This is a genomic window from Paraburkholderia sp. 32 (assembly GCF_050435345.1).
Classification (GTDB): Bacteria; Pseudomonadota; Gammaproteobacteria; order Burkholderiales; family Burkholderiaceae; genus Paraburkholderia; species Paraburkholderia tuberum.
In genome coordinates this window covers 824868-849772 of sequence record NZ_JBNDKD010000001.1, presented here as the reverse complement: position 1 = coordinate 849772, position 24905 = coordinate 824868, and the positions used below count along the sequence as shown (strand labels likewise).

The following is a 24905-nucleotide window of genomic DNA, read 5'->3' as shown; positions in this document are numbered from 1 at the left end:
TGGGCGTTGATGCTTATTTGTCAACGCCGACCCGAAGAGGACAGTCGTTTTGCAATCACGGCGATGGTTGGTCCGGCTTCGGAACTTCGTGGGGCAAAGCGTCGCGCTCTGCAAAGATGCTTGCCATTTCCGCCGCGTGTTCGGTTCCCCAGGTGCACAGCGGGACGATCGCGTCGGCCAGGCTGCGACCGAGTGAGGTCAGCGCGTAGTCCACACGCGGCGGCACCTCTTTGTAGTCGGTCCGCGTTAGCACGCGATCGGCTTCCAGATCCTTCAATTGCTGGATCAGCACCTTGTCGCTGACGTCCGGGATCAAGCGCTTAAGCTCGCCGTAGCGCTTCGGGCCGTTGCGCAGGAAAAACAGGATCAGCGGTTTCCATTTGCCCGAGATGATGCGGAGCGTGGCGTTGAGCCCGCAGCCGGTATCGCAGATTTCAGAGGGTGTCGTCATATTTTGGTACTTACCAAAAAGTGCATACTTGTCTAAAGGTAAACAAGGTCGGATAGTTGTGCAACTCCCACAAAGGATGCACAACATGACCAGACTGAATGGAAAGACCGCCGTGATTACCGGCGGCGCTACCGGCATCGGCCGTGCCGCCGCAAAGCGCTTCATCGAGGAGGGCGCGTTTGTCTTCATCTTCGGCCGCCGGCAGGATGCGCTCGACGCCGCTGTGGCCGACCTCGGGCCGAATGCCCGCGTGGTGAAGGGTTCGGTTTCCGATCCGGCCGACCTCGACCGGCTTTACGCGGCGGTGAAGGCAGAGCGTGGAACCCTCGACATCGTTTTCGCCAATGCCGGGAGGGGAAGCGCGCTTCCGCTCGGCCAGATTACCTCCGAGCACATCGACGAAACCTTCGACACCAATGTGAAGGGGACGATCTTCACGGTCCAGAAGGCGCTACCGCTGATGGGCCAGGGTGGTTCGATCATTCTGACGGGATCGAGCGCCGGCACCACGGGCGCCCCTGCATTTAGCGCCTACAGCGCGAGCAAGGCGGCCGTGCGCAATCTCGCGCGGACCTGGGCGGAGGATCTGAAAGGCACTGGCATCCGGGTCAACGTGCTGTCGCCCGGGGCGACGGCGACCGAACTCGCGAAGGAAGCGCTAGGCGAGGAAGGTCAGAAGGCCTTCGCCGCGATGACCCCGCTCCAGCGCATGGCCGATCCGGCGGAGATCGGAGCGGTGGCCGCCTTTCTAGCGTCGCCGGACAGCAGCTTCATGACCGCCAGCGAGGTCGCCGTCGACGGCGGTCTTGCGCAACTCTGACGCGCTACGCCCTGCGGTACTCCATTCGATTATTCGGAGCGCCGTAGGGCGTGATAAACCGAAGGAAAATATATGAGCTACGCAATTGTCGGCTTCGGCAAGATCGGCCAGGCGCTTGCCAGAGCGTTTGCCCGCAAAGGCATCGAAGTATAATTGCGACCACGCGCGACCCGGCAAGCTTTGCAGCCGATGCCGCCGCAATCGGGCCCACGATCATGCCCACGACCCTCGTGGAAGCCGTCAAGGCAGACATCATCTTTCTGGCTGTCCGTATCGAGTCGCACCCGGATGTCGCGAAGGCGCTCCCCATCTGGCAGGGGAAGATCATCGTCGATGTGACCAATGCCTACGGCGTGCCCCCAGAGGAACTGGGAGGACAGCCTTCTTCCAGGGTTGTCGCGCAGGCCTTCGCTGGCGGACGACTGGTCAAGGGCTTCAACCATTTGGCCGCTGCGGTCCTGGCCCAAGACCCGGCCGAACATGGTGGCAGGAGAGTCGTATTCCTGGCGAGCGACGATGACGGCGCAGCAGTGGAGATTGGTGCGCTTGCGGAAAATCTCGGTTTCGCGCCGATCAAACTTGGCGGGCTTTCGGACGGCGGACTGCTTGTGCAGGCGCGTGGAAATAGCTGGGGTCGACTGATCTTCAAGGACTTGGTCAAGTTCGACTGATAGGCGGTCTTGCCTATTCCTTGCTCTCAGGAAAGACACACCCGCCGTTGCGGACCAACGCCTTCACCGCACCGCTCACCTCGACGGGGCTTCGATTCAAGTCGGCAACAAATTCCTTGCGTCGCTGTACGTACGACTTTGAATCGTGCTTCGCGCTCCAGACGACGATGTTAAGCAGGATGGGGATGAGGTCCAGCCCCTTCTCTGTCAGCGTGTAGAAGTCCTTGCGCCTGTCGGCAGGGCTAGGCGCCCTCGACAGAATCCCTTGCGCCTCAAGAAAGGCAAGGCGGGAAGCCAGAACATTGGTCGCGATTCCCTCTTCCGACTTCAGGAACTCGCCATACGTCTTTTTGCCGGCAAAAACGATGTCGCGAATGATCAAGAGCGACCACCTGTCGCCGAAGATCTCCACGCCGTAGTTCACTGCGCAATGGGACCGGATGTCTTCTTTGCACGTCGTTTTCATGGCCAAATCTTAGCATCACTTGCATGTTACAAGTGAAATTCAACGGTTAACTTGTCTTTTACAAGCGATGTGGCTAGGATGAGTTCACTTGCTTATTGCAAGTAATGTGTCGGCGTGGTTTGTACGTTGAGCGCGGTTGTGGGATCGCGCCAGCCACCCACGAACAGTGAACTCCATGACAGCAAGGAAATGCGAAATGAAAATAGGCTTTATCGGTGCCGGTCCCGTCGCCCAGACGATCGCCAAGCACACCCTGTCAGTGGGTCACCATGTTGTACTGAGCAACTCGCGTGGGCCTGAGTCGCTCGCCGCCCTTGTGGCGGAGTTGGGTGCCGGCGCTGCTGCGGGAACGGCGAAAGAGGCTGCAGAGCAGGACCTAGTCGTGCTTGCGACCAAATGGTGGAACGTGCAGGCGGCGCTGTTTTCGGTCGGCAACTGGAAGGGGAAGATCCTGGTGGATACGACTAACCGCGTGGCCAGCATCGAGCCTCTGGCGCTCGGTGACATAACCGGTCGGACATCGAGCGAGATCGTCGCCGATCTTGCGCCGGGCGCGAGGGTCGTCAAGGTGTTCAATACCGTTCCGATGTCCTGGATCTCGGATTTTTCGCCGTCAAAGCCGAAGACCGCGTTCTTCCTGTCTGGGGATGACGCGGACGCTAAAAAGATCGTGAGCGACCTTATCGAGGAGATTGGTTTCTACAGTCTCGATCTTGGCTCCCTCGCGGTTGGCGGTCGGCTCCAGCAAACCGGCGGACCGCTCGTGGGTGTCGATCTTACGTTCAATAAACGGTTCGTCCTTCCTACGATTGACTGACCGAGTGGAAACGTGGCGCTTCGCGGAGACTACTGCGAGTGCCATGCGTGCATGCTTGAGCATCTGGCGTGGTAACGATCCATTCGGGTGTCTATGATTGTACTCCAGTGAATGTCGTTTATTAGCCGCACAGAGTCCCACGCCGGGTGCGGGCGATCGTCTCGCGCACGTACCGTCATGCAAAAGGCATAGGCCGACCCGAAAGCTACGTTAGGGCAATGCTGATCAAGCCGTGTAAACGCAACTGGTTGTGATGGCATATTCGTAAACTTTCCGAATCACCAATGAAGATGGTCATTCCGGTTCCTTTTGTCGCGCCGCAGGCGCTTTGCGCGGGCTTTTCGCCCGTGTTTCGCCCGTTACGGGCGCACCTGTGCCGTAAATCGGCCTCGCGAAAGGAAAAGGTTTGCCAGCGCGAGCGAAACGAAGGCCCGATTGGCGTTCTTCGCCAAACCTCGATAACGAACCTTCGTGAAACCCCACAGCCGCTTGACCACGGCGAACACATGTTCGACGCGGGCGCGAATCTTCGACTTGTTGCGGTTCTTGCGGCGCGCCACTTCATCGACGCTGTCCTTGCGCCGCGTGCGTTTGTTCGTGAAGTCACGAGCCTTCGGGGCCTTGCCCCGGATCAGCGCTTTCTGGCTCGCATACGCGCTGTCGCCATAGACCCGCTGTTCCTGCCCATGCAGAAGCTGTGGCAATGGATGCTTGTCGTGCACGTTGGCAGCCGTGACGACCGCGCTGTGCGCAAGCCCACTCTGGCTATCCACGCCGACATGAAGCTTCATGCCGAAATACCACTGCTGGCCGTTGCGCGTCTGATGCATTTCAGGGTCCCGTGCTTTCTCCCTGTTCTTCGTCGACGAGGGTGCGCCGATCAGCGTAGCGTCTACAATCGTGCCACTCTTGAGCGCCGCGCGCCTGCAACACGCGGCCCACCTCGGCGAAGATTCGCTCACCCAGCTTGTGCTCTTCAAGCAGGTGCCGGAATTTGAGCAGCGTCGTGGCGTCTGGAACGGTTTCGCTGCCCAGGTCAATGCCCACAAAACGGCGCAGGCTGAGGCTGTCGTACAGCGCCTCTTCGCACGCAAGGTCGGCAAGGTTGAACCAGTGCTGCACAAAGTGAATCCGCAACATGCGTTCCAGCGCGATCGGCGGGCGACCGCTGCCGCGTTTCGGGTAATACGGCTCGACAACCGCGCACAGTTCAGCCCACGGCACGAGCCTGTTCATCTCATCGAGAAACGCTTCGCGTCGCGTAGGCTTGCGCTGCGCTCCGAATCCCGCGCATTGATCGACCGCCATCGCCAGTGTCAGTTGCTTCATCGTTTTTGCTTTTACCGTTGCATGTCCACGCTATAACGCATGACAGCCATGAGTGGTGGACTTGATCAGCATTGCCTTAAAGTCAAATCTGGTGTATGGGGTCTCGGCATAATCAGGCGGCCTGCGGTTGCTGAGCTGGTGTGCTGTCGGTCACCGGTTCTCCATCCTTGAACGTCATTCCATCAAGCAGCGAAGTGAGCTTTTCCGGGACGCGGATGCGCCGCCACGATTCTTCGGTCGACTCGATCAGCTTGAATGCAAGGCCGAGGAACGTTGCGCCCGTGCCCCTCGGCCAACCACAGGGTCAACGCTCGACAGCTCGACGAATACGTCGCCATTCTCGACCCTTACTGGATACGCCCGGATGTCAGTCGTCAGTGGCTCACAGATCGCCTTTCCCGTGCGCACGTCGAACTTGCCCTGGTGCAACGGGCATTCAATTTCATGGCCGTCAAGAAAGCCATCGCACAGCCGCGCATGACCGTGGGTGCAGATGATGTCTGTCGCATAGACCTGTTTTCCGACGCGGTACAGGGCAATTTCACAGTCGCCCGCGTGCACGGCCATTACATCGTCCGTCGGAATTGCGGCAAGCGGGACTACTTTCATCCATCGTTCTGTCATGAGATGCCCCAGATCGGGAAAGGTTGAAGATACGAAATCAGACGGTGCTGGCGTGGAACGCGTCGGCGTAGATGTGGTCAGGCTGGATGCCTTTTTGCAGGAACAGGGCCGATGCGGCTTCAACCATCGGAGGTGCACCTGCAACATACGCGCGCCAGCCCGTCAGGTGCGACCAGTCGTTGGCAATGGCATCGGTCACCATGCCGCTGCGATGACCGTGCGCACCCCCCGCCGACGCCACGACCACGTGAACCTTCAGCGCGGCATGACGGGTCTGCAGATCACGCAGCCATTCGATGCCGTAAACGTCACGCGACGAGCGCACGCCGAAGTAAACGTGAACCAGATTTGACATCCCTTCTTTCATCATCCCGCGCAGGATCGAGAGAATCGGTGCGAGGCCCGTTCCGCCCGCGACGCACACCACCGGACCATCGAATGTGCGCCGGAGGTAGGCGGTCCCCAAAGGTCCGCTGATGCGCACAGCATCGCCGACCTTCAGATCCGACGCGACATAGGAGGTAACCCGACCATCGGGAACCAGGCGAATATGGAACTCAGCTTCATTACCGTCCTGCGTGCCCGCCATCGAGTAGGGGCGAATATGGTGAGGCGTGAATTGCAGCGTCGCGTATTGACCGGGCGAGTATTCAAGCGGCTTCGACAACCCGAGCCGCAGGCGCTTGATATCGTGTGTCAGGTCGTCCAGGCCTGTGACCGTTGCCTTGATGATCTTCGCGGGATGGACCACGACTTCATCCATTTCGGGAAGTTCGATCACACAGCTTTCGACAAGGGTCGTCTGGCACGCGAGAATGGGCTGACCGGCGGCGATCTGCGAAACGGATTCGTCCTGCCCCGTCACACGTGCGCGGCCCGCCACAACCTTGCATCGACAGGTGCCGCAGCGGCCGGACATGCAGCTGTACGAGATGGGAATCTGATGTGACCGCAATACGTCCAGCAGGTTGTCGCCAGCACGGACGTCGAGTTTCCGCCCGAGCGGGAGGATGGATACTTCCACTGTCGTGTCTCCGGATTTTCCTTGACTGATGCAGACATCGTGAAGCAGATGGCGGTATTGGTAAATGGACGAATCCTGATACGTGTTATCACAGCCTGTGATGAACGCCCGGACGGATGTGGCGGTGAAGACAGTGGATCAGCTGATGCACATTGATATCAGCCTTCTAACGAGGCCGCCTGTAGCCTTAACAGGAAAACAGTTCAAAGAGCAGCGACCGTAGCCACTGGTTCGCGGCTTCCCGGTGGAACTTGGCGTGCCAGAACAGGTTGATCGCAATTTCGGGCAGCAGTGCCGGATGGGCCACATGCGACAGCCCGAAGGGGCCTGCGAACCGTTGCGCGAAGCGTTCCGGCACTGTAGCGATCATTTCTGTACTACTGAGGATTGGACCAACGGCAATGTAGTGCTGCACCGTCAGTCGGATTTTCCGCTGGATGCCGCTGCGCTCCAGTACCCTGTCCACTTCGCCGTGGCCCGTTCCGGCGGCCACCACAACCACGTGCTCCGCCCCGGTGAACTCCTCCAGGTTGATCCTGCGCTTGTCTAGCCGGTGGCCCTTGCGGAACATGCAGGCGTAGCGTTGACGGAACAACCGGCGCTGGAAAAAGCCTGCCTTCAGCTGGGGCAGCAGACCGATCGCCAGATCGACATGTCCCATCTCCATTTCGTCCTTGAGGTTCGCCGCCGTGTTGATCACTGTAGTGACGGTCACGCCCGGGGCTGCCTTCGCGAGTTCGTCCATCAAACGCGGGAGAAAGTACATTTCGCCGATGTCGGTCATCCCGATCGTGAAGGCTCGGGTGCTGGTCATCGGATCGAACGAGATCTGCTGGTTCAGCGCGCTGTGAATCATCCCCATCGCATATGGGAGTGACTCCCCCAGTTTTTCCGCGAACGGGGTCGGTTCCATGCCACGCGGGGTGCGCAGGAACAGATCGTCGTCAAACAGTCTGCGCAGCTTCGCCAGTGAATTGCTGATCGAGGGCTGGGTCAGGCCAAGACTTTCTGCAGTCCTTGAGACACTTCGTTCGGCCAGCAGGCGGTTGAACACCACCAGCAGATTCATATCCATCTCGTGTAATTCCACGTCTCCTCCATTCACGATGGTGATGCATCGTATTTTCGGCAATGCATTTACTGATACAGCCCAGTTAGTGATCATACCGACAACGACACGTAACCGGAGACAACCAGCATGCAGGACCACAACTTCGAGCCGCCGCAGGCGCGGGAACGGCGCGAATACTACGATCGCATCAGTCGGCAGAACATGACGCCGCTCTGGGAGGTGCTTGACCGGCTCGTCCCGCCGTTTCCCCAATCGCCGGTTGAACCGGCACTTTGGCGCTACGCGGAGGTTCGTGAGCGGGTGATGGAAGCCGGGCGACTGATCAGTGCCGCCGAGGCGGAGCGTCGCGTACTGGTCCTCGAAAACCCCGCGTCGCGAGGACGGTCGTGCATCACGCAGTCGCTTTATGCCGGACTTCAGCTGATCCTGCCAGGCGAGGTGGCGCCTGCCCATCGACATACGCAGTCGGCCTTGAGACTGTTGCTGGAGGGCGATGGAGCGTATACGGCCGTCAATGGCGAGCGCGCCACGATGCGGCGTGGGGACTTCATCCTGACACCAGCCTGGACATGGCACGACCACGGCAATCCCGGCAATCAGCCGGTCATATGGCTTGACGGCCTGGATGTACCGCTGGTGCGCTTTCTGGATGCCGGGTTTTCGGAGAAGTCCGGGGTGACGACGCAATCGACGGTCTACCCCGAAGGCGACAGCCTGAAGCGCTACGGTGCGAACATGCTGCCGGTCGACTATCACTCCGCTGCTCCCGACCCAAGTCCCGTGTTCGTCTATCCCTACGAACGTGCAACGGAATCCTTGCTAGCGATCGCTAGCGGTGAGCCTGACAGCCATCTCGGCTACAAGCTCCGCTACGTGAATCCGGCCACGGGCGGCGCGCCGATGCCTACGATCGGGGCCTTTGCACAGCGGTTGCCCGAGGGCTTCGAGACCCGGCCCTATCGATGCACGGACGGCACGGTCTACGTCTGTCTGGAAGGCCATGGTCACGCCGAGATCAACGGCTCGGTCCATCCGTTTGAACCTAACGACGTGTTCGTCGTTCCGTCATGGGCCGCGTTGCGCCTTCATGCAATCGCGGACACAAACCTGTTCAGCTTCAGCGACCGCCCGGTCCATCAGGCACTTGGCCTCTGGCGAGAGGCGCGCGAGTAGCGCATAGCAACGGAGCAAGTTCAATGACATCTTCTGTATTTCCCGACACCGTCCAGTGGGAGGACAGCGGCACGAGCCGAATCCCCTTCATGGTGTACACCAATGAGGCCACGCATCGGAAGGAGCTGGAAAGATTTTTCTACCGCAAGCACTGGTGCTACGTGGGCCTCGAAGCCGAGATCCCGAATCCCGGTGACTTCATCCGCACCGCGATTGGCGAGCGGTCGGTCATCATGGTCCATAGCCAGGACGGCAACATCCATGTGCTTGAGAATGTGTGCGCGCATCGGGGCATGGCGTTTTGCCGTGAGCGCCACGGCAACCGCAAGGACGGGTTCACGTGCCCCTACCACCAGTGGAATTATTCGCTCAAGGGCGACCTGCAGGGCGTGCCGTTCCGCCGGGGGGTCAAGCAGGATGGCAAGGTGCTCGGGGGCATGCCGCCTGAATTCAGGCTGGAAGACAACGGACTCACGAAGCTCAAGGTCACGACGCGCGGTGGGGTCGTGTTTGCCTCCTTCGACCACGATGTGGAGTCGTTGGAGGACTATCTGGGCCCGACGATCCTGCAATGTTTCGATCGCACCTTCAACGGCCGCAAGCTGCGGATTCTGGGCTACAACCGGCAGCGGATTCCTGGCAACTGGAAACTGATGCAGGAGAACATCAAGGATCCGTATCACCCCGGGCTGCTGCATACGTGGTTCGTGACGTTTGGACTCTGGCGGGCCGACAACCGGTCCGAGCTGAAGATGGACGATCGCCACCGGCATGCGGCAATGATTTCGACGAAGGGCAACGCGCTCAAGGCGTCCGAGGTGTCGCAGGTCGCGCGTTTCAAGGAGGACATGCACCTGCATGACCCGCGTTTCCTGGACATCGTGCCGGAGCCGTGGTGGGGCGGCCCGACGGCCGTGATGACGACTATTTTTCCGAGTGTCATTCTCCAGCAGTCGGTCAACAGTGTGTCGACCCGGCAGATCCAGCCCAACGGCGCCGGCTCTTTTGACTTTTACTGGACTCACTTCGCGTTCGAGGACGATTCCGACGAGATGGTGCAGCGCAGGCTTCGCCAGGCCAACCTGTTTGGTCCCGCCGGTTTCGTCTCCGCAGACGACGGTGAAGTGATTGAGTTTTCCCAGCAGGGGTTCGAAAGCAAGCCTTTCCACCGGGCGCTGGCCCAACTGGGGGGGAGCGATATTGGGGATACTGATCACATGGTGAGCGAGACGCTGATCCGGGGCATGTACCAGTACTGGCGCGAAGTGATGGAGGCTCCGGAATGATGGATAGCTTCAAGGACTGGGTCGCACTGACAAAACTGTATGCGGACTATGCCCGTGCCGTGGATTCCGGCGACTGGAGCCTGTGGCCGGAGTTTTTCACCGACGAGTGTATCTACCGCCTGCAGCCGCGGGAGAATTTTGAGCGTGGCCTGCCGCTCGCGACGCTGTCGTTCGAGAGCAAGGGGATGCTGAAGGACCGCATCTACGGCATCCAGGAAACACTTTTTCACGACCCGTACTACCAGCGGCATATCGTCGGCGTCCCGCTGGTGCATAAGGTCGAAGGCGATCGCACCTTCAGTGAAGCGAATTATGTAGTGATCCGCACGAAACTGAATCAACTGTCGTGGGTGTTTAACGTCGGGCGTTATATCGATGAAGTCGTCGAGACGGCCGCGGGTCTCAGGTTCGCCTCGCGCCAGGTTATCTACGACAGCGAAATGATCCCCAACTCCATCATCTATCCGATCTGATCACCTGTCGTGAACGGACTGCGCAGTGATGCGAGTTCCTATGAGAGCTTTTCATGAAACCTGCTTTTGATTTTTTCTGCCAGTCACCCCTGGTCATGTTTGGCCCCGGTCGCGCGAAGGAAGCCGGTGCGCGACTAGACGCACTGGACAGGTCACAGGTGCTCGTTGTCACGACGGTATCCGGACGGAGCCGCTACGCACCGGTGATCGAATCGATGGGCGACCGGGTGAAAGCCGTCTTTGCCGATGCGCGACCCCATTGTCCGATCGAGGTCGCCAACGTCGCGTTACGTCGCTACCGGGAGGCCGGGTGTGACTGCGTCGTCTCCATCGGCGGTGGCTCGACCATTGGACTGGGTAAGTTCATCTCGGTGGAAACCGGTGCGACGCATATCACCATACCGACGACCTTGTCGGGCTCTGAGATGACGCCGCTCTTTGGTGTTCTCGTGGAGGGAGAAAAGCGCAGCCGGCGGGAACCGAAGGCGCTCGCCAATACCGTCATCGTCGATCCCGCACTGGCGCAGTCGCTGCCTATGCGGGAAACGGCCTCAACGGGCATGAATGCAATGGCGCATTGCGTCGAGGCGCTGTATGTGCCGAAAAGCAATCCACTGACCAGCGAACTTGCGCTGACGGGGATTGATTCGCTGTATCGCGCCCTGCAACTGCTGGCGGACGAACCGGCCAACCTTGAGGCGCGGACTCTCGCTGCCTATGGCGCCGCGATTGGCGGTCTGATGGTCACTTCCGTGGGTATTGGCATCCATCATCGGATCTGCCATGTGCTGGGCGGGCGCTTCGGTGTCGCACATGGGGAAACCAACGGCATCATCCTGCCCCATGTCCTCGCTTTCAACAAGCCGGCGATTACAGCCCAGATGGACGCCATGCGCCCGATCATGCAGGCGTCCCCGGCGCAGGCATTGTACGACGTGGCACACAGGCTGGGCGCGCCGGTGTCGTTGAAGGAACTGGGCGTTGAACGTGACAGGCTCAGCGCGATCGCGAGCGAGTGCATGCATCACATCGACTCCAATCCACGAGCAATCGACGAAGCGGCCGTCTTGGGCATTCTCAACGCAGCCTGGGAAGGGAGGCGCCCCGGCTGTTGAATCATCTCTCATGGGGTGAGTGAGTCGTTGCTCGTGCGGCATCCGCGGTCGTTGCACGCGACGCATGCGGCTTCTTACCCCGTGTCCGACCGAACGGACCCGCATAACTATTAAGCGACGCATTTCAGGAGACAGACGTGACGACGAGAATCGATGTGACGGGCGTGATCGACAACGGCCGGCTTTGCCCATATCACTGGTTGATCATTGCACTGTGCGCCATGTGCCTCATCATGGACGGGTTTGACGTGCAGGCGATGGGGTACGTGGCGGCGGTGGTGATTCGTGAGTGGGGCATCGCGAAGGAACTGCTGGCGCCCGTCTTCGGGGCCGGCCTGTTCGGTATGCTGGTCGGGTCGCTGACCTTGAGCACGCTCGCGGACAGGATCGGCCGTCGGCCCGTCGTGATCGGCGCCACGCTGTTCTTCTCGGCCTGCATGCTGGGCACCGGGTTTGCCCATTCCATTTCCGAACTGATCGGCTGGCGCTTTGCGGCGGGTCTTGGACTGGCGTGCATCATGCCCAACGCGATGGCCTTGACAGGCGAATACAGTCCTCGCCGGATTCGCGTGATGCTGATGATGCTCGTGTCGTGTGGCTATGTCCTAGGCGCCGTCGTCGGTGGATTGATTACCGCCGCGATGATTCCGGCCTTCGGCTGGCGCTCGGTGTTCCTTGCCGGCGGGGCTATTCCCCTGGTGCTGGGCATGCTGATGTGGCTGGCGCTGCCCGAATCGATCCAGTTCCTGATCTTCAGGCAGCGCGGCGACAGCCAGGTTCGCCGCAGTCTTGCACGCGTGCCTCCGGCAACGCCGTTCCCGGAGGACGCGCAGTTTGTGATGGATGAGCAGGAACCGGTTGGTGTGCCGTTCATCGAGCTGTTCAAGGACGGCCGGGCTCGCGTCACGCTGCTGCTATGGCTGATCAATTTCGCCAACCTCCTCGCGATGTATTTCTTGTCGAACTGGCTGCCGACGGTGATGCGCGATGCGGGGCATTCCACGTCCCTTGACGTGCTGGCCGGCACCACCCTGTGGGGTGGCGGGCTGATCGGCACGCTGGCGTTGGGCCGCGTCATCGACCGGATCGGTTTCACACGCGTGCTGGTCACAGCTTTTCTGGTCGCTGGCGTGGCGACGGCCGCCATCGGCAATCCCATGGTGACAGCGTCCCCCGTCGCTGTTCTGGTCAGCATCGGCCTGACCGGCTTCGCCATCATCGGCGGGCAGCCGGCACTGAACGTCTTGGCTGCGATGTATTACCCCACGTCCCTGCGCGCCACCGGAATCGGATGGAGCCTCGGAATCGGACGCGTCGGTTCGGTGATTGGCCCGGTAGTGGGCGGGGCGCTCCTGCATCTGCAATGGTCGTCGTCGGTCCTGTTCCTCGCGGCGGCCGTGCCGGCACTGGTCTCGGTGGCCGGTGTGGTGGGCATCCACTTTTCGGGAGGGGTATACGCCGTCGAACGTCCGGCAGGAACGGCGTCCCTTGACTGTTGATATCAGTGATGAACCCCTCATGGCGAAGACGGCGGGTTGTCGGCCACCGGCAGGGCTGATGCTGGCTGCCGGCGATGTGTCGCAGTCTGCACCCGAAGAGTGTTTATCCAGAAGGCCAATAGCAAGCTGAGGCCGCTGGTCATCTCAACCCTGCGAGATCGGTTGTGTATGACAGCAGCGATGCTAGTGCTCGAACCAGTCTTCGGCAGGGCCGATGGCCTGTCCGGTCCGGACGGTCTGATGAGATGCGGTCGAGTCATGGAAGGTTTATTCGTGATTTGAATAGTAAATACTAAAACATCACGCTTGAGTTCCAGGCCTGCCGGAAACATACTCGGTCGCGGCGGCCACCACTGCCTCTTGGACATGGTGGATACCGGAACCGGGATTTAACTGCCGTGAAGTCGTGACCTACCAAAATACACATGGAGGAGTCCTGATGAGTTCAATGGAGGCCATGAAGCCGACAAGTCTCATCCGTCGCCGTCTGCTGCTCGCCAGCGCTGCCGTGGCGACGGCCCCCTTGTGGGGCTGCCGAGGGGGCGGAAGTGCCAAGGCCGCCACTGTCGTGAGTATGACGTCGGGCAAGTTCATCGGTCAGCCTGACGGCACGACGCTCAGATATCACAGTATTCCCTATGCGGAGCCGCCGGTTGGTCCGCTGCGCACCCGATCGCCGCAGCCTTACGTACCCGCAACGGCGGACGCGGTGAGGGCCAGTTCATTCGGCCCTGCAAGCATCCAGACGTTCAACAGTTCAGTGGTCTCGTGGATCTATCCCACGATTACGCAGCAAAAGCGAGGACAGTCTGACGCTCAACGTATGGACGCCGCAACTCGGCGGGAAGGCGCCTGTGCTCGTCTGGGTGCACGGCGGCGGCCTGCGAAATGGCGCCACCCGCATGCCGCTTTTCAACGGCGCGGCCCTGGCGGCGCAGGGCGTGGTTGTCGTCACCGTGAGTTACCGTCTGAATGCACTGGGCTGGCTCTCCCATCCAAACCTTGCCGATGCGGCCACGGGTACGTCCTGCAACCGGGGGCTGCGGGACATGCTCGCATCGGGCGTCGTGTGGCCCAGTATCAGCACGGCATGGCGACCTGCGTGCGCTGGGGCGAGGCTGGCGCGCCGGTCGAAGCAATCGGGCCCGTACCGAAATCCTCGCAACTGGTGGTATGGGACGACATCCTCGGGTACTGACGTTTGCCTGTCGCCCGCTGCGCACCAGCCGTGTTCAGCGGACTGGACAGGGTCGTGCTCAGGGAAGCGTCCGAAGGTCTGGACTCCGGGCAATAGGCGAGCGGCAGGCCCTAACTGGAATGCATGAATTCAGGTTTCTTGCCGAAACATGATTCATTTTTTATTTTCTCTGACCGTCCCGTGCTGCCAAGGTAACGGTCGGCCAGGAGGCAATGGTTTGAAGTGCTACCGGAGAAGTAAATGGAATATGCAGTGAGCCCCGCCACCGTCTACACGCTGGCTGTTGCTGGCCGACCCGAAACGTTCCCGGTCAACCGGGTCTTCTGCGTCGGCCGCAACTACGCCGCGCATGCGCGTGAGATGGGAAAGGATCCGGAACGCGATGCACCGTTCTTTTTCATGAAGCCTGCAAACGCAGTGGTCCAGGCTGGTGAGGCGGAGACCCGGATTCCTTACCCCCCAAAAACGAGCAACTTTCACCATGAAATCGAACTGGTTGTCGCCATCGGCAAGGGTGGCTCCGATATCCCGGTCGGTCAGGCGCTTGAACACGTCTATGGGTATGCGGTCGGCCTGGACATGACTCGCCGCGATCTCCAACTCGAGGCGCGCGACAAGGGGCGTCCCTGGGAATTCGGCAAGTCGTTCGCCAGGTCGGCACCCATCGGCCCCATTCAGCCAGCCGCGGATCTGAGTGAATTGTCGTCAGCGGCCATCACGCTGACGGTCAACGGTCAGTCGCGACAGTCCTCAGACATCTCGAAACTCATCTGGTCAGTGGCGGAGTGCATCGCGTATCTCTCGCAGTATGACGCGCTCGAGCCGGGCGACATCATCATGACCGGCACGCCGGAGGGTGTGAATGCCGTGCAAGAGGGCGACGTGATGCATGGCTTCATCGACCGTCTGGGCGCGATTGTGGTGCGTGTTGGGCAGTAAGGGCGACGGCGCCGTACATGAGGGGCATGAGAAGGAGATGGGTGCCTTGCCCTGGCTGGCCTGAATCCATCTTCTGCCGGGGATTACTGGTGCTGGTGCGTGTCCCAGGATCACGGGAATCCCGACCTGGCGATTCAAGGCGCACCGTTATTGCCGCGATTCGTCATTGTCTCCGGCAGTTTGGCGATCTGAGGTGCTTATCGTGCAGAAGTGGATAAGGCTGGTCGCAGTAACAGACGTTCCGAAGCACGGCGCCATTGTGGCGGAAGTGGGCAACCGCGGATTCACGGTCTTCAACGTCGATAACGGCCTGTTCGTGACTGACAACATCTGTAGTCGTGGGCTTGTACAGATCTGCGACGGCTATCTGGATATCCACGAACTCGAACGTCCGTTTTATCAGGAAGAGGTCAAAGCGCGCCACATGAAGGCGCTGTGCGAGCCGCTTAAGGAAGATCTGCGAATCCGGCCGACTCGGGTGGATGGTGACGACCTCTTCGTCGCGCTCGGATGAGACTGCCTCGGCAACAGGCTCCCAAACTTCCGGCTATCCCACAATTCGAGTAACCAATCGTTATGAAACTGTATAGCTATTTCCGTAGTTCGTCTGCGTATCGCGTGCGCATAGCATGCAACCTCAAGAGCCAGCCGTATGAATGTGTTGCGATTCATCTGAACCGTAACGGTGGTGAGCAGTATTCGGACAGCTTTGTCAAGGTCAATCCGCAGCAAACGGTGCCGGTGGTGCAGGACGGCACACTCGTGCTTTCACAATCGCTCGCCATTATCGAGTACCTGGACGAGCGCTATCCCAACCGGCCGCTACTACCGGAATCCATTGAAGGGCGCGCGCGGGTCAGGGCGCTCTCGCAGTACATCGCCTGCGAGATTCATCCGCTCAACAACCTTCGTATCCTGAAGTTCCTCACGGGACAGATGGCACTATCGGAAGAACAGAAGCTGGGCTGGATCCGGCACTGGCTGGAGACCGGGCTCTCCGTGCTTGAACGGGAGCTCGCCGGCGAGGGCGATGGCTTCTGTTACGGCGATACACCAACGATGGCCGACTGCTGTCTGGTGCCCCAGCTCTACAATGCGCGGCGTTTTGGCGTGGATGTGGCCCGATTCCCGGCGATTCAGGCCATCGATGAGCGCTGCCAGTGGATCGAAGCATTCCAGGCAGCACATCCCGACAGGCAGCCTGATTCCGAATAGTGCCGTAAAGATATCCATGTAGAGGAGAAGCGTGACATCGTGCCGGATGCTGGTTGTTCCGGTCGGAAACAATTCATGATTCTTTAAAGAAATATCTATAAGGACTCCTGTTGATAAAGTCACGATTGCGATCATTCCCGTGACTGCTACAGCAGGAGGCCGCCCTGACAATGTTGGCTGTAGGGCATTACAAGAAACATATTCGACCCGAAACAAAGGTGGAGACGATGAGGAAGTACGCAATAGGGGCGACGGCCGTGCTGCTGTGCGGAGTAACGGGTACGGCACAGGCCCAGAGTGGTGTGACGCTGTATGGTCTGCTCGATACGGGCGTGGAGTACCTGACGCATGCGAACGTAAAGGGCGACCGGCTGGTACGCATGCCGGCAATTACGGGGGTCTATCCGTCGCGCTGGGGGTTCAAGGGTGCCGAGGACCTGGGCGGCGGCCTGAAGGCCACCTTCGTGCTGGAAAGTGGTTTTGGTGTAGGCAATGGCAATTCGCTGCAGGGCGGGCGTCTGTTCGGCCGTCAGGCCTGGGTCGGGCTCAGCGGTCGCTACGGGACCCTGTCGTTCGGACGTCAGTACACGATGACCACCTGGGCGCTGGCCGACAATGACATCATAGGTCCGGACATCTACGGGATGGGGTCGCTTGACTCGTACATCCCGAACGCGAGAGCCGACAACAGCGTTGTCTACAAGGTCACGATGGGTCAGTTCACGGCGGGGGCAGCCTGGTCGTTCGGCCGCGACGCGGCCGGGACCGGCAATTCCCCCGGGCAGGGGACCTGTGCCGGGTCTGTGGCGGGCGACTTCCGGCAGTGTACGGACTGGTCTGCACTCCTGAGGTATGACGGGGGTTCGTTCGGGGTCGCGGCGTCGTATGAAGAACAGCGCGGCGGGGCGAACGCCGCGTTCAACTTCTTCGATGGCGTTGCGCCGGCCCCATTCACGGGCAGTGGCGGAAAGGACGCGCGCGCGCAGGCCAACGTGTATGTGCAGTTGTTTGGCGTCAAGTTCGACGCGGGCTGGCTGGGCCGCCATGTATCGTCCGGGTCCGCGGCCGTCGCCAGTGTGCGCTCTGACATGTTCTTTGCCGGGGCACAATATTTCATCACGCCATTCGTCGAGCTGGACGGCGAGGCGTTTCGCATCATCAACACCCAGCACGACACCCGTGCGACGATGGCGACCGTGCGAGCGATCTATCTGCTGTCAAAGCGAAGCGGGGTGTATGCGCAGGGTACCTATCTTGCCAACAGCGCGCACGCCCGATATAGCGCCAGCTCGGGTGGTCCCGGCGCCACACCCGGACCCGGGATGAACCAGACGGGTGTCATGCTGGGCATGTTCCATCAGTTCTGACGATCCTCGCGGCAAGGCCCCCGGTATACGCGTTCGTTCTTTCATCCCGCCGGGAGCCGGCAAAGCGTCGTTCCCACCCGCGTCGACCGGGGCACGATTCGGCTCACGCCTGACTGGTTTCGTGTATGCGCAGCGGATCGTGACCATCCGTACGACCGAAAGGGTTGCGTCACAGCTATGGCTATGCAACTGTCGCATCAAGCGATACGAGGAGAAGTTGATGGGATGTGCGGAAAAGTCGCCGCGGTTGATGGTTGCGTACTGGCTCGCTTAGGACCCCGCCATGCGGGTCCGGGTCAGCGCGTTCAAAAACAGACGGTCACGCCGCGAGTGCTACGTCTGCGTCGAGACATTGAGGACCGCAGGTCCGGTTGCCATGTTTCTTTCGTCACCAGGACGGCATTTGGCGCATGTTCCCACCTGGCCCGGAACGGCCAGCGATGCGTGCCGCGTAGATTGCCATGTTTTGCGGTCGAATCTCGCAAGCCCGGCCCGCTGATAGGCCGGGACAGGATGATCGTTGGAGGATTGTCCGATGCGGCCTGCGCGCATTTTCTCGCGCGGGCCGAACCGGCTTGCGACGCGCAGGGAAACGCGAATGCAGAAATCTGCATCAGGGCCATAAATGAAGCGTCGGTGCGCGTTGGGGGACAGTCCTCTGGAGTCGGTCCCGACCTGTCGTGTCCCCGATACCAACCTAGCAGACTGGTTGCCTGCGACGCTCGCATCGGCACGCGCAATGGCACGTCAGCAAAAGATACAACCCTCTCATCGTCCTCGCATCATCTGTCACGAAGGAAGCGAAGTGCAGAAATCTGCTCTCACAATCAGGCTCAAGTTAATGATCGCGTTCGGCACCTGCGCAACACTGATGTGCGCCGTCGGGCTGGTGGGAATTCTCGGGTTATGGCATCTGGATGGGCACGCGCCTGCGTCATACCGCCTGCTGCTCACACCGCTCATCGCGGTGGCATTGACAGGGTGCGTCATCACAGTCAGTGGTGGCATTCACCTGCATCGAGTGGTATGCGGCGGGCTGAACCGCATGAGCACCAGATTTGAGGAGATTGCGACGACGCTCGACCTGTCCATGCGCGCCAGGAGTCCACGCATGGACGAGTTCGGCCGCGCGGCGGTTGCGTTCGACAGGCTGATGCGTCGGGTAGAAGAAGCCATGTCCGCCGTGCATCTGTCGACCGATTCAGTTGCGACGGCAACGCGCGAAATCGCGGCCGGCAATCTTGACCTGTCCGTCCGTACCGAGGAACAGGCTTCGTCCCTGGATGAGACCGCGTCCAACGTGACGCAACTGGCCGGGACGGTCAGGCAGAACGCCGAGAACGCGTATCAGGCGCAGGCACTGGCCTCGGACGCCACGGATATCGCCGCTACAGGCGATGACGTGGTCCAGGCCATGGTGGGTACCATAGAGAAAATCAGTGGCAGCTCGAACCGGATCTCCGAAATCACAGGCGTGATTGAAGGGATCGCATTCCAGACCAATATTCTCGCCCTCAATGCCGCGGTGGAGGCTGCGCGCGCCGGCGAACAGGGCCGGGGCTTTGCGGTGGTGGCGAGCGAGGTTCGAAGCCTCGCGCAGCGATCGGCCGGCGCCGCCAGAGAAATCAAGGACCTGATTGCTTCGTCTGTCGCCACGATCCGCGAGGGCTCGCATCAAGCCATTGAAGTCAGCACGGCCATGAGCGAGATCAAACGTGCCACGAAGCGGGGTTTCCGACATTGTCAGTGAGATCGCTGGAGCGTCGGAGGAGCAGGGTCGCGGCATCGAACAGGTGAATCAGGCCGTCATCGAGATGGACCTGTTCACGCAGCAGAACGCGGCGCTCGTCGAGCAGGCGGCCGCAGCGGCCCAGTCGCTGGAGGATCAGGCAGCACAACTGAGGATCGCCGTCTCGTCATTCAGGCTCACCGACGCTTTCGGTAACGGTCTGCGTGCCACAGATGGTGTCGACACCATCGCGATGCGATGACGTCGCGCCCGGGTTCGCCCATGGCGTTCCCGCGGCCCGAGAATTATTCAGGACCGGGGCAAGGCAATGCGCAGTCCAGCCTTCCGGGAGGGCGGGGCGGGCGAATTTGAGCGCCCCGGGGGGCTGTATCGGCATGTTGCGGCTTGTCGGGCATGTCGGCGTATGAGCCAGTTCCCCTGTGCATGCGACTCCCTATGGCGACGCGCACGAATCGGACACCTCGTTTCCAGGGCCGCCTTCAGGCTGAGGAAACAGCGGAGTGTGGCTGGGATGAGCCTGCCGCTGGTGCACGCCTTTGCACCCGCCCGCACTGCAGTGCGCGGCCGCCGGCGTGCAAAGAACCAGCCCGCATACTTGCTGACCCTGATAGCCGGGTCCCCCGCTGTCCCGAAGCGTTCCAATCCCCGTGTGCGGGCTGCCGGTGTTGAAACACCGACGTCACTCCAGAGCATGACCGAATCCGCTGAACCCGGAGGCAAAGATGGGCTGCATCGCGCGGGGCAGCAGGTCGCGCAGCCAGCGTGTGGCCATGTCATCGTGCAGCCGCTCGTGCCACAGCAATTCGATGGTCGGCTTCGGCAGACGCACGGGTGACGCAAAGATCTTCACCGGCGCGACCCCGAGCATCACTTCGGCCAGCGGTCGTGGAATGGTGGCGATCATCTCGCTCGAGGCGATGATGAATGGCAGTGCCAGGAAATGCGGTATCCGCGCACCGATCTGATGGACTAGGCCGAGACGTTGCAGCGTCGACTCGACCACGTAGTGACCCGTCCCCTGTGCCTGCGCGACTGCGTGTCGCTCCCTCATGAAGTCAGTCCGCGAAAGCTTGCGTCCAATGCGCGGATGGTCCGCGCTGACGATGCAGACGTACTCGCTCCTGAATAGCGGCTTGTGAAGCAGGCTAGTGTGAAGCGCGGGATTGAATTCGACCGCAAGATCGGCCGTGCCGTCACGTAGCGCCGACAGCACCGTTTCGGTCGGTAGCTCGATCGTCCTGAAGCTGACGAAGGGCGCCTCCTTCCGGCAGATATCGATGATGCGGGGCAGGATAATGGCCGCGGCGATGTCGGTCATGACGATCGTGAATTCCTTGCGGCTCGTGTGCGCATCGAACCGGTCGCGCATCTCGAGTCCCTGTTCGAGCGCGGTCAGTGCCTGCGCGATCCGGTCGGCCAGGGTCTGCGCGAGGGGCGTCGGCATGACCCCGCCGGCACACCGGACGAACAGCCGGTCATTGAAGTGCTCGCGCAACGCCCGTAACGCGTGACTGACGGATGGCTGCGAGACACCGAGCTGCTCCGCGGCGCGGGAGACGTTCCGATGCTCCCAGATCGCACGGAAGACGAGGAGCAGGTTCAGGTCCAGGGAGGGGTGATTATTCATTCGGAGAATAGTGAAAACTAAATCATCCACATTGTGCCATGAAGCTTTTGCGATGACACTCCTATTCAACAAGGACAGGTACCCCCATGAACAGCACTGATATCCAGCAGGTTTCGTTTCCCGGTGGCGCCTCATGCCGCCTTCTGCCGCCGGCTCCAGGTACGCAGGCAGGACCGGCGCTCGTCGTGATGCTTGCGGCGATCGCGGGCGTCAACGACTACATCGTTGGCCGCGCGAAGGATCTGGCCGCGGACGGCTATACGGTCGCCGTGCTCGACTATTTTGGCCGGGAAGGCGCGGCTCCGGACATTTCCACGCCGCAGCTGATCGGTGAGGCCGTCGCGTCGCTGGACGATGCACGCGTGCTCGCGGATCTGGGCGAAATCCTGGCGTGGGCGCACACCGAGGGCTTCCCGCTGTCAAAAACTGGCCTGCTTGGTTTCTGTATCGGCGGCACCTATGCCGCGCTGGCGGCGGCACAGTACGCGGTGGGATGTGCGGTCGACTATTACGGTCAGCTTAGCTATGCATCGCGCACTGAGCGCAAGCCGGTTGCACCGGTCGATGTGGTGGATTCGTTGAAGGCGCCCCTGCTGTGTCATTACGGCGACTGGGATCGCCTTGTCAGCCGGGAGGAGATCAACGGATTTATCGGCCAGCTGCGCGCGGCCCAGAAGCCGTATGAGCTTTTCATCTATCGGGGCGCGCCGCATGCGTTCGACGAGTGGTTCCGGTCCGCCGTGTTCCGGCCGGCCGCCTCGAAGGCGGCCTGGGAGCGCACCCGGACCTTCCTGAACTGGTATCTGTGCGGACACGTTGATCCGCACTAGCCCGACCTTTCCCCTTTCTTTTACGGAGACAAACATGAGCCAGGACAACGCAGTCAAACACGAGACGTCACCCGTGACGGAAGTCGTCGACCGGACCGAGTGGGCGCAGATGATGACGGACGACGAATACTATCCGTTCCTCGTCAAGAAGAACCTGCGCCCGGCAATCTGGCGCTGGCAGGATGTGACGGAGCGGCTAGACGTCGTGATGAAAGATCCGCTGCGCAACGCCGATCGCCGCTTCATCTCGCTGGTTCACGGCGATACAGGCGAAGCGGGTGGCGTGTTCCCGTCGATCTTCCTCGGCATCCAGGGTATCAATCCGGGCGAGCACATCATCGCCCACCGTCATAACTCCTACGCGCTCTACCACATCGTGCAGGGCGAGGGCTATTCGATCCTGGACGGCAAGCGCTTCGACTGGAAGCGCGGCGACACATTCGCCTGCCCGCCGATGGCCAGCCATGAGCACATCAATACGGGCACCGAGCCCGCCATCCAGTACGTGATCCAGGACATGCCGGCGCGCGCGATGGAACGCAACCTGATCTGGGAAGAGCCCATGGGCCACGTCTTCCACATGGTGGAGGGAAATCGCCCGCATCAACCGTGACGTAGTGGCCGTAACGGCACCTCGCAGTAGGTGCCGTTTTCATATCAAGAGGAGGAGACCCGGCATGTCAGAACTGAAGGTGGGCATCGGCGCGAGGAACAGGAATTGTCGGCTATAACGTCCAGACGGCAGTTGATACGAAGCACCATCTGATCGCCGCGCATGTGGTCACCAACGACGGCATTGATCGTGACCAGTTGACGTCGATGGCGAAGCTTGCCCGTACTGAGATGGGCGTGCCCAGGCTCACTGCAGTTGCGGATCGCGGCTATTACAAGAGCGAAGAGATACTTGCGTGTCACGAGGCAGGAATAACCGTGTTCGTCCCGAAGACCTTAACATCGAGCGCAACGGCTGATGGCCGCTTCGGCAAGGACGACTTCATCTACAACGCAAAGACGAACGAATATCGGTGCCCGGCAGGCGAGCGGCTCATCTGGCGATTCTCGACCATTTTGAGCGTGGCCTGAAGATCAGTAAGTACTGGAGTTCAAACTGCCAGCAATGCTCGCTAAAAGCACAATGCACGCCGGGCCCCTCAACGTCGCGTGACGCGCTGGGAGCACGAAGCTGTTCTTGATGAGATGCAGGTGCGACTTGATCATGCGCCCGAGATGATGCGCATCCGGCGACAGACTGTCGAGCATCCATTCGGCACGATCAAGGCATGGATGGGCGCTACTCATTTTCTGACACGGACCATCGAGCGGGTGAGCACGGAGATGAGCCTGCACGTGCTGGCGTACAATATGAAGCGGGTGATCAAACTACTCGGTTCAGAAGCGATTATGAAGGCGATGCGGGCGTGACGCCCGGACGGGCTTGTTGAGCTTCGTGATGCGTGCGGCTGTGATTTGACGTTCGGCTTGCCGCAATCGACAAGCGGCGATCCGCGCCGAGACAGGTTTCGTCAATTCCCAGGGGCCACGCGTTTTGACACGCTCTGGGCCGACCGGTGCCTCATGCGACTTGCATATCGAGCTGGCTTCCGCCGCGAAGGCGGACGGCTGTACGCGACCCGCAAGGGACGGTCGCCCACACGCAAAGCGGCCGTTCAGATAGGCTCCGCCGGGCGCTTTTGTTAACGAAATGCCTGCCGGATTCCCAGCGCAATCATGAGCCCTCCACATGTGAGGTCGATCCATGCCTTCGCGCGACGATACGCCGTCGCAATCGCCACGTGCGATAGAACGAGCGCGACTGCTCCGTACCAGCACGTCGCTGATGCACCGACAGTAGCAAGCATTGCGAAGAACGTCGGCATGGAAACGTGGGCGGGCACCGCTGAGGAAAACACTGCCGCATAAAAGGCGATGGACTTCGGGTTCGCGATATTTGTCGCGATACCTTGCAGGAACGCGGCACGAAACAGAGGCGTCTTCGTTGGGTAATGTGCTCCTGACGGGGTTGCCCGTGCCGACACAACGAGCCGCAGCCCGAACCAGATCAGATAGGCCGCGCCAGCAAGCCTTACGCCGGCAGCGAGCCACGGGAAAATAGCGAACACCATTCCGATACCAAGGATGGCGCAAGTCGCCCAGAACAGATTCACCGTCACGATTCCGGCGACAAGCGCGAGCGCATCGGAGCGTCTACCGGCTACCGCCTTGTGAGTGACTGCGACGAAGTTCGGCCCGGGTATAACGGCAGCTGCCGCATAGACAGAAAAGACTGTCGCAATAGCAGACCAATCGACCATTTGTAGCCTCGGTGAATTGTGGTTGTACAAAACGTGGAGTTGCTCCATCGGCCACTATTCTGAAGCAATTCACGACTGACTGCTGTTGGCCGGACTCCGACCCCGGCCGGCCCGGACGGGGTGACCGCAGACCGCTCCGCTGCGGACGCCACCGCTAGGCCCGCGGCCGACCCCGTTGCTTGATTGACTCAGGTACCGCCCATGTCGTGTTTGCCGAAAGTGAACCGCACTCACGAAACCGGCTTCTGGCGATGAGCTTGAGGCCGGGGCCATGCCGACAACGCAACATCAGCCAGCCGCTTCAGTGTTGCCCTGCTTGCCCCGTCACAGGCTTGTGCGGACATGCCTTGCACCACTGCGCCATAAAAGCGTGCGAGCGCTTCGGTGTCGGTGTCAGTGGCAAGCTCACCTTCGGCTACGGCACGGTCGAAGCGTGCCTTGATGGCCTGTAGCCCAAGCTCCCGCCGTGCGGCCACGGTCTGGGCGACGGACTCGCTCTTTTCAGCATGTTGAAGAACAGCAGTCGAAATCATGCAGCCGCGCGGCCTTCCCGGGTCGGTAAAGCGTGCCGCGGCGTCGTGCAGGTAGAACGCTATCGCATCGTAGGCCGGCATGGTTCCGTGCAGCGCTTCCAGCCACTGCTTGTTCTCACGCTCGCTGATATGGTCGAGCGCCTGTCTGTAAAGATCCTCCTTCGAGCCGAACGTTGCGTAGAGGGACGGCGGCGGGACACCCATGGCCCCGGTCAGGTCGGCTATCGAGGTGCCTTCATATCCATGTTCCCAGAACAGCCGCGCGGCGATATCGAGCCCCACTTCGCGATCCAGCAACCTCGGTCTGCCACGTT

At 60.7% G+C, this 24905-nt stretch carries 25 protein-coding genes and 4 pseudogenes; 19 read left to right on the top strand and 10 right to left on the bottom strand.

The window, feature by feature from the left end:
* Positions 1-55: 55 nt before the first annotated feature.
* Positions 56-451, bottom strand: a complete 396-nt coding sequence (locus OKW26_RS03985; protein WP_429354171.1) for a winged helix-turn-helix transcriptional regulator — start codon at positions 449-451, stop codon at positions 56-58.
* 85 nt (positions 452-536) lie between these two features.
* Here OKW26_RS03985 and OKW26_RS03980 point away from each other — a divergent pair, with 85 nt between their 5' ends.
* Both OKW26_RS03980 and OKW26_RS03975 read left to right on the top strand, forming a co-directional pair.
* The gene (locus OKW26_RS03980) at positions 537-1271 is read left to right on the top strand and encodes an SDR family NAD(P)-dependent oxidoreductase (protein WP_429352749.1); all 735 of its coding nucleotides are present in this window, start codon (positions 537-539) and stop codon (positions 1269-1271) included.
* 72 nt (positions 1272-1343) lie between these two features.
* Positions 1344-1942: pseudogene (locus OKW26_RS03975) on the top strand (NADPH-dependent F420 reductase).
* A gap of 13 nt (positions 1943-1955) precedes the next feature.
* On the opposite strand, the gene OKW26_RS03970 reads toward OKW26_RS03975, so the two are convergent.
* Positions 1956-2408, bottom strand: a complete 453-nt coding sequence (locus tag OKW26_RS03970; RefSeq protein WP_429352748.1) for a winged helix-turn-helix transcriptional regulator — start codon at positions 2406-2408, stop codon at positions 1956-1958.
* Between the two features lie 196 nt (positions 2409-2604).
* On the opposite strand from OKW26_RS03970, the gene OKW26_RS03965 reads away from it, so the two are divergent.
* Positions 2605-3225: an NADPH-dependent F420 reductase gene (locus OKW26_RS03965; protein ID WP_429352747.1), complete on the top strand. Its 621-nt coding sequence runs from the start codon at positions 2605-2607 to the stop codon at positions 3223-3225.
* Between the two features lie 359 nt (positions 3226-3584).
* Here OKW26_RS03965 and OKW26_RS03960 read toward each other — a convergent pair.
* The 5 genes and pseudogenes from OKW26_RS03960 to OKW26_RS03940 form a co-directional block, all read right to left on the bottom strand.
* A protein-coding gene (locus OKW26_RS03960; RefSeq protein ID WP_429352746.1) for an IS5 family transposase occupies positions 3585-4554 on the bottom strand; the annotation gives its coding sequence in 2 pieces (ribosomal slippage) (positions 3585-4164 and positions 4163-4554; 972 coding nt in all).
* Positions 4555-4666: 112 nt separating this feature from the next.
* A pseudogene (locus tag OKW26_RS03955) lies at positions 4667-4831 on the bottom strand (IS256 family transposase); the annotation flags it as partial.
* Positions 4801-5178, bottom strand: a complete 378-nt coding sequence (locus OKW26_RS03950) for a non-heme iron oxygenase ferredoxin subunit (protein WP_429352745.1) — start codon at positions 5176-5178, stop codon at positions 4801-4803. The gene OKW26_RS03950 and the pseudogene OKW26_RS03955, both read right to left, overlap by 31 nt.
* Positions 5179-5215: 37 nt before the next feature.
* On the bottom strand, positions 5216-6202 hold the full coding sequence (locus tag OKW26_RS03945) for a 2Fe-2S iron-sulfur cluster-binding protein (protein ID WP_429352744.1): 987 nt from the start codon (positions 6200-6202) through the stop codon (positions 5216-5218).
* Between the two features lie 187 nt (positions 6203-6389).
* Positions 6390-7292 carry a LysR family transcriptional regulator gene (locus OKW26_RS03940; RefSeq protein ID WP_429352743.1) on the bottom strand — a complete coding sequence of 301 codons (903 nt, stop codon included), beginning with the start codon at positions 7290-7292 and terminating at the stop codon, positions 6390-6392.
* 108 nt (positions 7293-7400) lie between these two features.
* Between OKW26_RS03940 and gtdA the strand changes: the two genes are divergently transcribed.
* From gtdA to OKW26_RS03875, 13 genes and pseudogenes are all read left to right on the top strand, one after another.
* On the top strand, positions 7401-8447 hold the full coding sequence (gtdA, locus tag OKW26_RS03935) for a gentisate 1,2-dioxygenase (RefSeq protein WP_429352742.1): 1047 nt from the start codon (positions 7401-7403) through the stop codon (positions 8445-8447).
* Positions 8448-8470: 23 nt separating this feature from the next.
* Complete coding sequence (locus tag OKW26_RS03930; protein WP_429352741.1) at positions 8471-9733, top strand: aromatic ring-hydroxylating dioxygenase subunit alpha; 1263 nt, start codon at positions 8471-8473, stop codon at positions 9731-9733.
* A complete protein-coding gene (locus tag OKW26_RS03925) occupies positions 9730-10206 on the top strand; it encodes an aromatic-ring-hydroxylating dioxygenase subunit beta (protein ID WP_410449997.1) in 477 nt (158 codons plus the stop codon). The genes OKW26_RS03930 and OKW26_RS03925 overlap by 4 nt, the downstream gene beginning before the upstream one ends.
* A gap of 53 nt (positions 10207-10259) precedes the next feature.
* The gene (locus tag OKW26_RS03920; protein WP_187616537.1) at positions 10260-11321 is read left to right on the top strand and encodes a maleylacetate reductase; all 1062 of its coding nucleotides are present in this window, start codon (positions 10260-10262) and stop codon (positions 11319-11321) included.
* A gap of 137 nt (positions 11322-11458) precedes the next feature.
* The gene (locus OKW26_RS03915; RefSeq protein ID WP_429352740.1) at positions 11459-12820 is read left to right on the top strand and encodes an MFS transporter; all 1362 of its coding nucleotides are present in this window, start codon (positions 11459-11461) and stop codon (positions 12818-12820) included.
* A gap of 731 nt (positions 12821-13551) precedes the next feature.
* A pseudogene (locus OKW26_RS03910) lies at positions 13552-13866 on the top strand (carboxylesterase family protein); the annotation flags it as partial.
* Positions 13867-13889: 23 nt separating this feature from the next.
* Positions 13890-14018 (top strand): hypothetical protein, encoded by a 129-nt coding sequence (locus OKW26_RS03905; RefSeq protein WP_262413824.1) that lies wholly within the window; start codon positions 13890-13892, stop codon positions 14016-14018.
* Between the two features lie 240 nt (positions 14019-14258).
* Positions 14259-14957, top strand: coding sequence for a fumarylacetoacetate hydrolase family protein (locus OKW26_RS03900; RefSeq protein WP_187616539.1), 699 nt, complete (start codon positions 14259-14261; stop codon positions 14955-14957).
* A gap of 202 nt (positions 14958-15159) precedes the next feature.
* The gene (locus OKW26_RS03895) at positions 15160-15471 is read left to right on the top strand and encodes a non-heme iron oxygenase ferredoxin subunit (RefSeq protein WP_187616540.1); all 312 of its coding nucleotides are present in this window, start codon (positions 15160-15162) and stop codon (positions 15469-15471) included.
* A gap of 62 nt (positions 15472-15533) precedes the next feature.
* Complete coding sequence (maiA, locus tag OKW26_RS03890) at positions 15534-16172, top strand: maleylacetoacetate isomerase (RefSeq protein ID WP_429352739.1); 639 nt, start codon at positions 15534-15536, stop codon at positions 16170-16172.
* 227 nt (positions 16173-16399) lie between these two features.
* Entirely contained in the window at positions 16400-17539 is a 1140-nt protein-coding gene (locus OKW26_RS03885) for a porin (protein WP_429352738.1), read from the top strand.
* Positions 17540-18278: 739 nt separating this feature from the next.
* Positions 18279-19289, top strand: a complete 1011-nt coding sequence (locus OKW26_RS03880) for a methyl-accepting chemotaxis protein (RefSeq protein WP_429352737.1) — start codon at positions 18279-18281, stop codon at positions 19287-19289.
* Between the two features lie 43 nt (positions 19290-19332).
* A complete protein-coding gene (locus OKW26_RS03875) occupies positions 19333-19530 on the top strand; it encodes a hypothetical protein (RefSeq protein WP_429352736.1) in 198 nt (65 codons plus the stop codon).
* Positions 19531-19968: 438 nt separating this feature from the next.
* Here the strand turns inward: OKW26_RS03875 and OKW26_RS03870 are convergent, their stop codons facing one another.
* Positions 19969-20916 (bottom strand): LysR family transcriptional regulator, encoded by a 948-nt coding sequence (locus OKW26_RS03870; protein ID WP_429352735.1) that lies wholly within the window; start codon positions 20914-20916, stop codon positions 19969-19971.
* Between the two features lie 188 nt (positions 20917-21104).
* On the opposite strand from OKW26_RS03870, the gene OKW26_RS03865 reads away from it, so the two are divergent.
* From OKW26_RS03865 to OKW26_RS03855, 3 genes and pseudogenes are all read left to right on the top strand, one after another.
* On the top strand, positions 21105-21746 hold the full coding sequence (locus OKW26_RS03865; RefSeq protein WP_429352734.1) for a dienelactone hydrolase family protein: 642 nt from the start codon (positions 21105-21107) through the stop codon (positions 21744-21746).
* Positions 21747-21780: 34 nt separating this feature from the next.
* The gene (locus OKW26_RS03860) at positions 21781-22359 is read left to right on the top strand and encodes a cupin domain-containing protein (protein WP_187616546.1); all 579 of its coding nucleotides are present in this window, start codon (positions 21781-21783) and stop codon (positions 22357-22359) included.
* A gap of 92 nt (positions 22360-22451) precedes the next feature.
* A pseudogene (locus OKW26_RS03855) lies at positions 22452-23168 on the top strand (transposase); the annotation flags it as partial.
* Between the two features lie 272 nt (positions 23169-23440).
* On the opposite strand, the gene OKW26_RS03850 reads toward OKW26_RS03855, so the two are convergent.
* Positions 23441-24058, bottom strand: coding sequence for a LysE family translocator (locus OKW26_RS03850; protein ID WP_106282940.1), 618 nt, complete (start codon positions 24056-24058; stop codon positions 23441-23443).
* 230 nt (positions 24059-24288) lie between these two features.
* Positions 24289-24888 carry a TetR/AcrR family transcriptional regulator gene (locus OKW26_RS03845; RefSeq protein ID WP_429352733.1) on the bottom strand — a complete coding sequence of 200 codons (600 nt, stop codon included), beginning with the start codon at positions 24886-24888 and terminating at the stop codon, positions 24289-24291.
* Positions 24889-24905 lie beyond the last annotated feature (17 nt).

Excerpts from the sequence above, each read along its gene's own strand:
- OKW26_RS03985 (WP_429354171.1), bottom strand. The coding sequence starts at position 451 with ATGACGACACCCTCTGAAATCTGCGATACCGGCTGCGGGCTCAACGCC.
- OKW26_RS03980 (WP_429352749.1), top strand. The coding sequence starts at position 537 with ATGACCAGACTGAATGGAAAGACCGCCGTGATTACCGGCGGCGCTACC.
- OKW26_RS03970 (WP_429352748.1), bottom strand. The coding sequence starts at position 2,408 with ATGAAAACGACGTGCAAAGAAGACATCCGGTCCCATTGCGCAGTGAAC.
- OKW26_RS03965 (WP_429352747.1), top strand. The coding sequence starts at position 2,605 with ATGAAAATAGGCTTTATCGGTGCCGGTCCCGTCGCCCAGACGATCGCC.
- OKW26_RS03950 (WP_429352745.1), bottom strand. The coding sequence starts at position 5,178 with ATGACAGAACGATGGATGAAAGTAGTCCCGCTTGCCGCAATTCCGACG.
- gtdA (WP_429352742.1), top strand. The coding sequence starts at position 7,401 with ATGCAGGACCACAACTTCGAGCCGCCGCAGGCGCGGGAACGGCGCGAA.
- OKW26_RS03930 (WP_429352741.1), top strand. The coding sequence starts at position 8,471 with ATGACATCTTCTGTATTTCCCGACACCGTCCAGTGGGAGGACAGCGGC.
- OKW26_RS03925 (WP_410449997.1), top strand. The coding sequence starts at position 9,730 with ATGATGGATAGCTTCAAGGACTGGGTCGCACTGACAAAACTGTATGCG.
- OKW26_RS03920 (WP_187616537.1), top strand. The coding sequence starts at position 10,260 with ATGAAACCTGCTTTTGATTTTTTCTGCCAGTCACCCCTGGTCATGTTT.
- OKW26_RS03900 (WP_187616539.1), top strand. The coding sequence starts at position 14,259 with ATGGAATATGCAGTGAGCCCCGCCACCGTCTACACGCTGGCTGTTGCT.
- maiA (WP_429352739.1), top strand. The coding sequence starts at position 15,534 with ATGAAACTGTATAGCTATTTCCGTAGTTCGTCTGCGTATCGCGTGCGC.
- OKW26_RS03885 (WP_429352738.1), top strand. The coding sequence starts at position 16,400 with ATGAGGAAGTACGCAATAGGGGCGACGGCCGTGCTGCTGTGCGGAGTA.
- OKW26_RS03880 (WP_429352737.1), top strand. The coding sequence starts at position 18,279 with ATGGCACGTCAGCAAAAGATACAACCCTCTCATCGTCCTCGCATCATC.
- OKW26_RS03870 (WP_429352735.1), bottom strand. The coding sequence starts at position 20,916 with ATGAATAATCACCCCTCCCTGGACCTGAACCTGCTCCTCGTCTTCCGT.
- OKW26_RS03865 (WP_429352734.1), top strand. The coding sequence starts at position 21,105 with ATGCTTGCGGCGATCGCGGGCGTCAACGACTACATCGTTGGCCGCGCG.
- OKW26_RS03860 (WP_187616546.1), top strand. The coding sequence starts at position 21,781 with ATGAGCCAGGACAACGCAGTCAAACACGAGACGTCACCCGTGACGGAA.
- OKW26_RS03850 (WP_106282940.1), bottom strand. The coding sequence starts at position 24,058 with ATGGTCGATTGGTCTGCTATTGCGACAGTCTTTTCTGTCTATGCGGCA.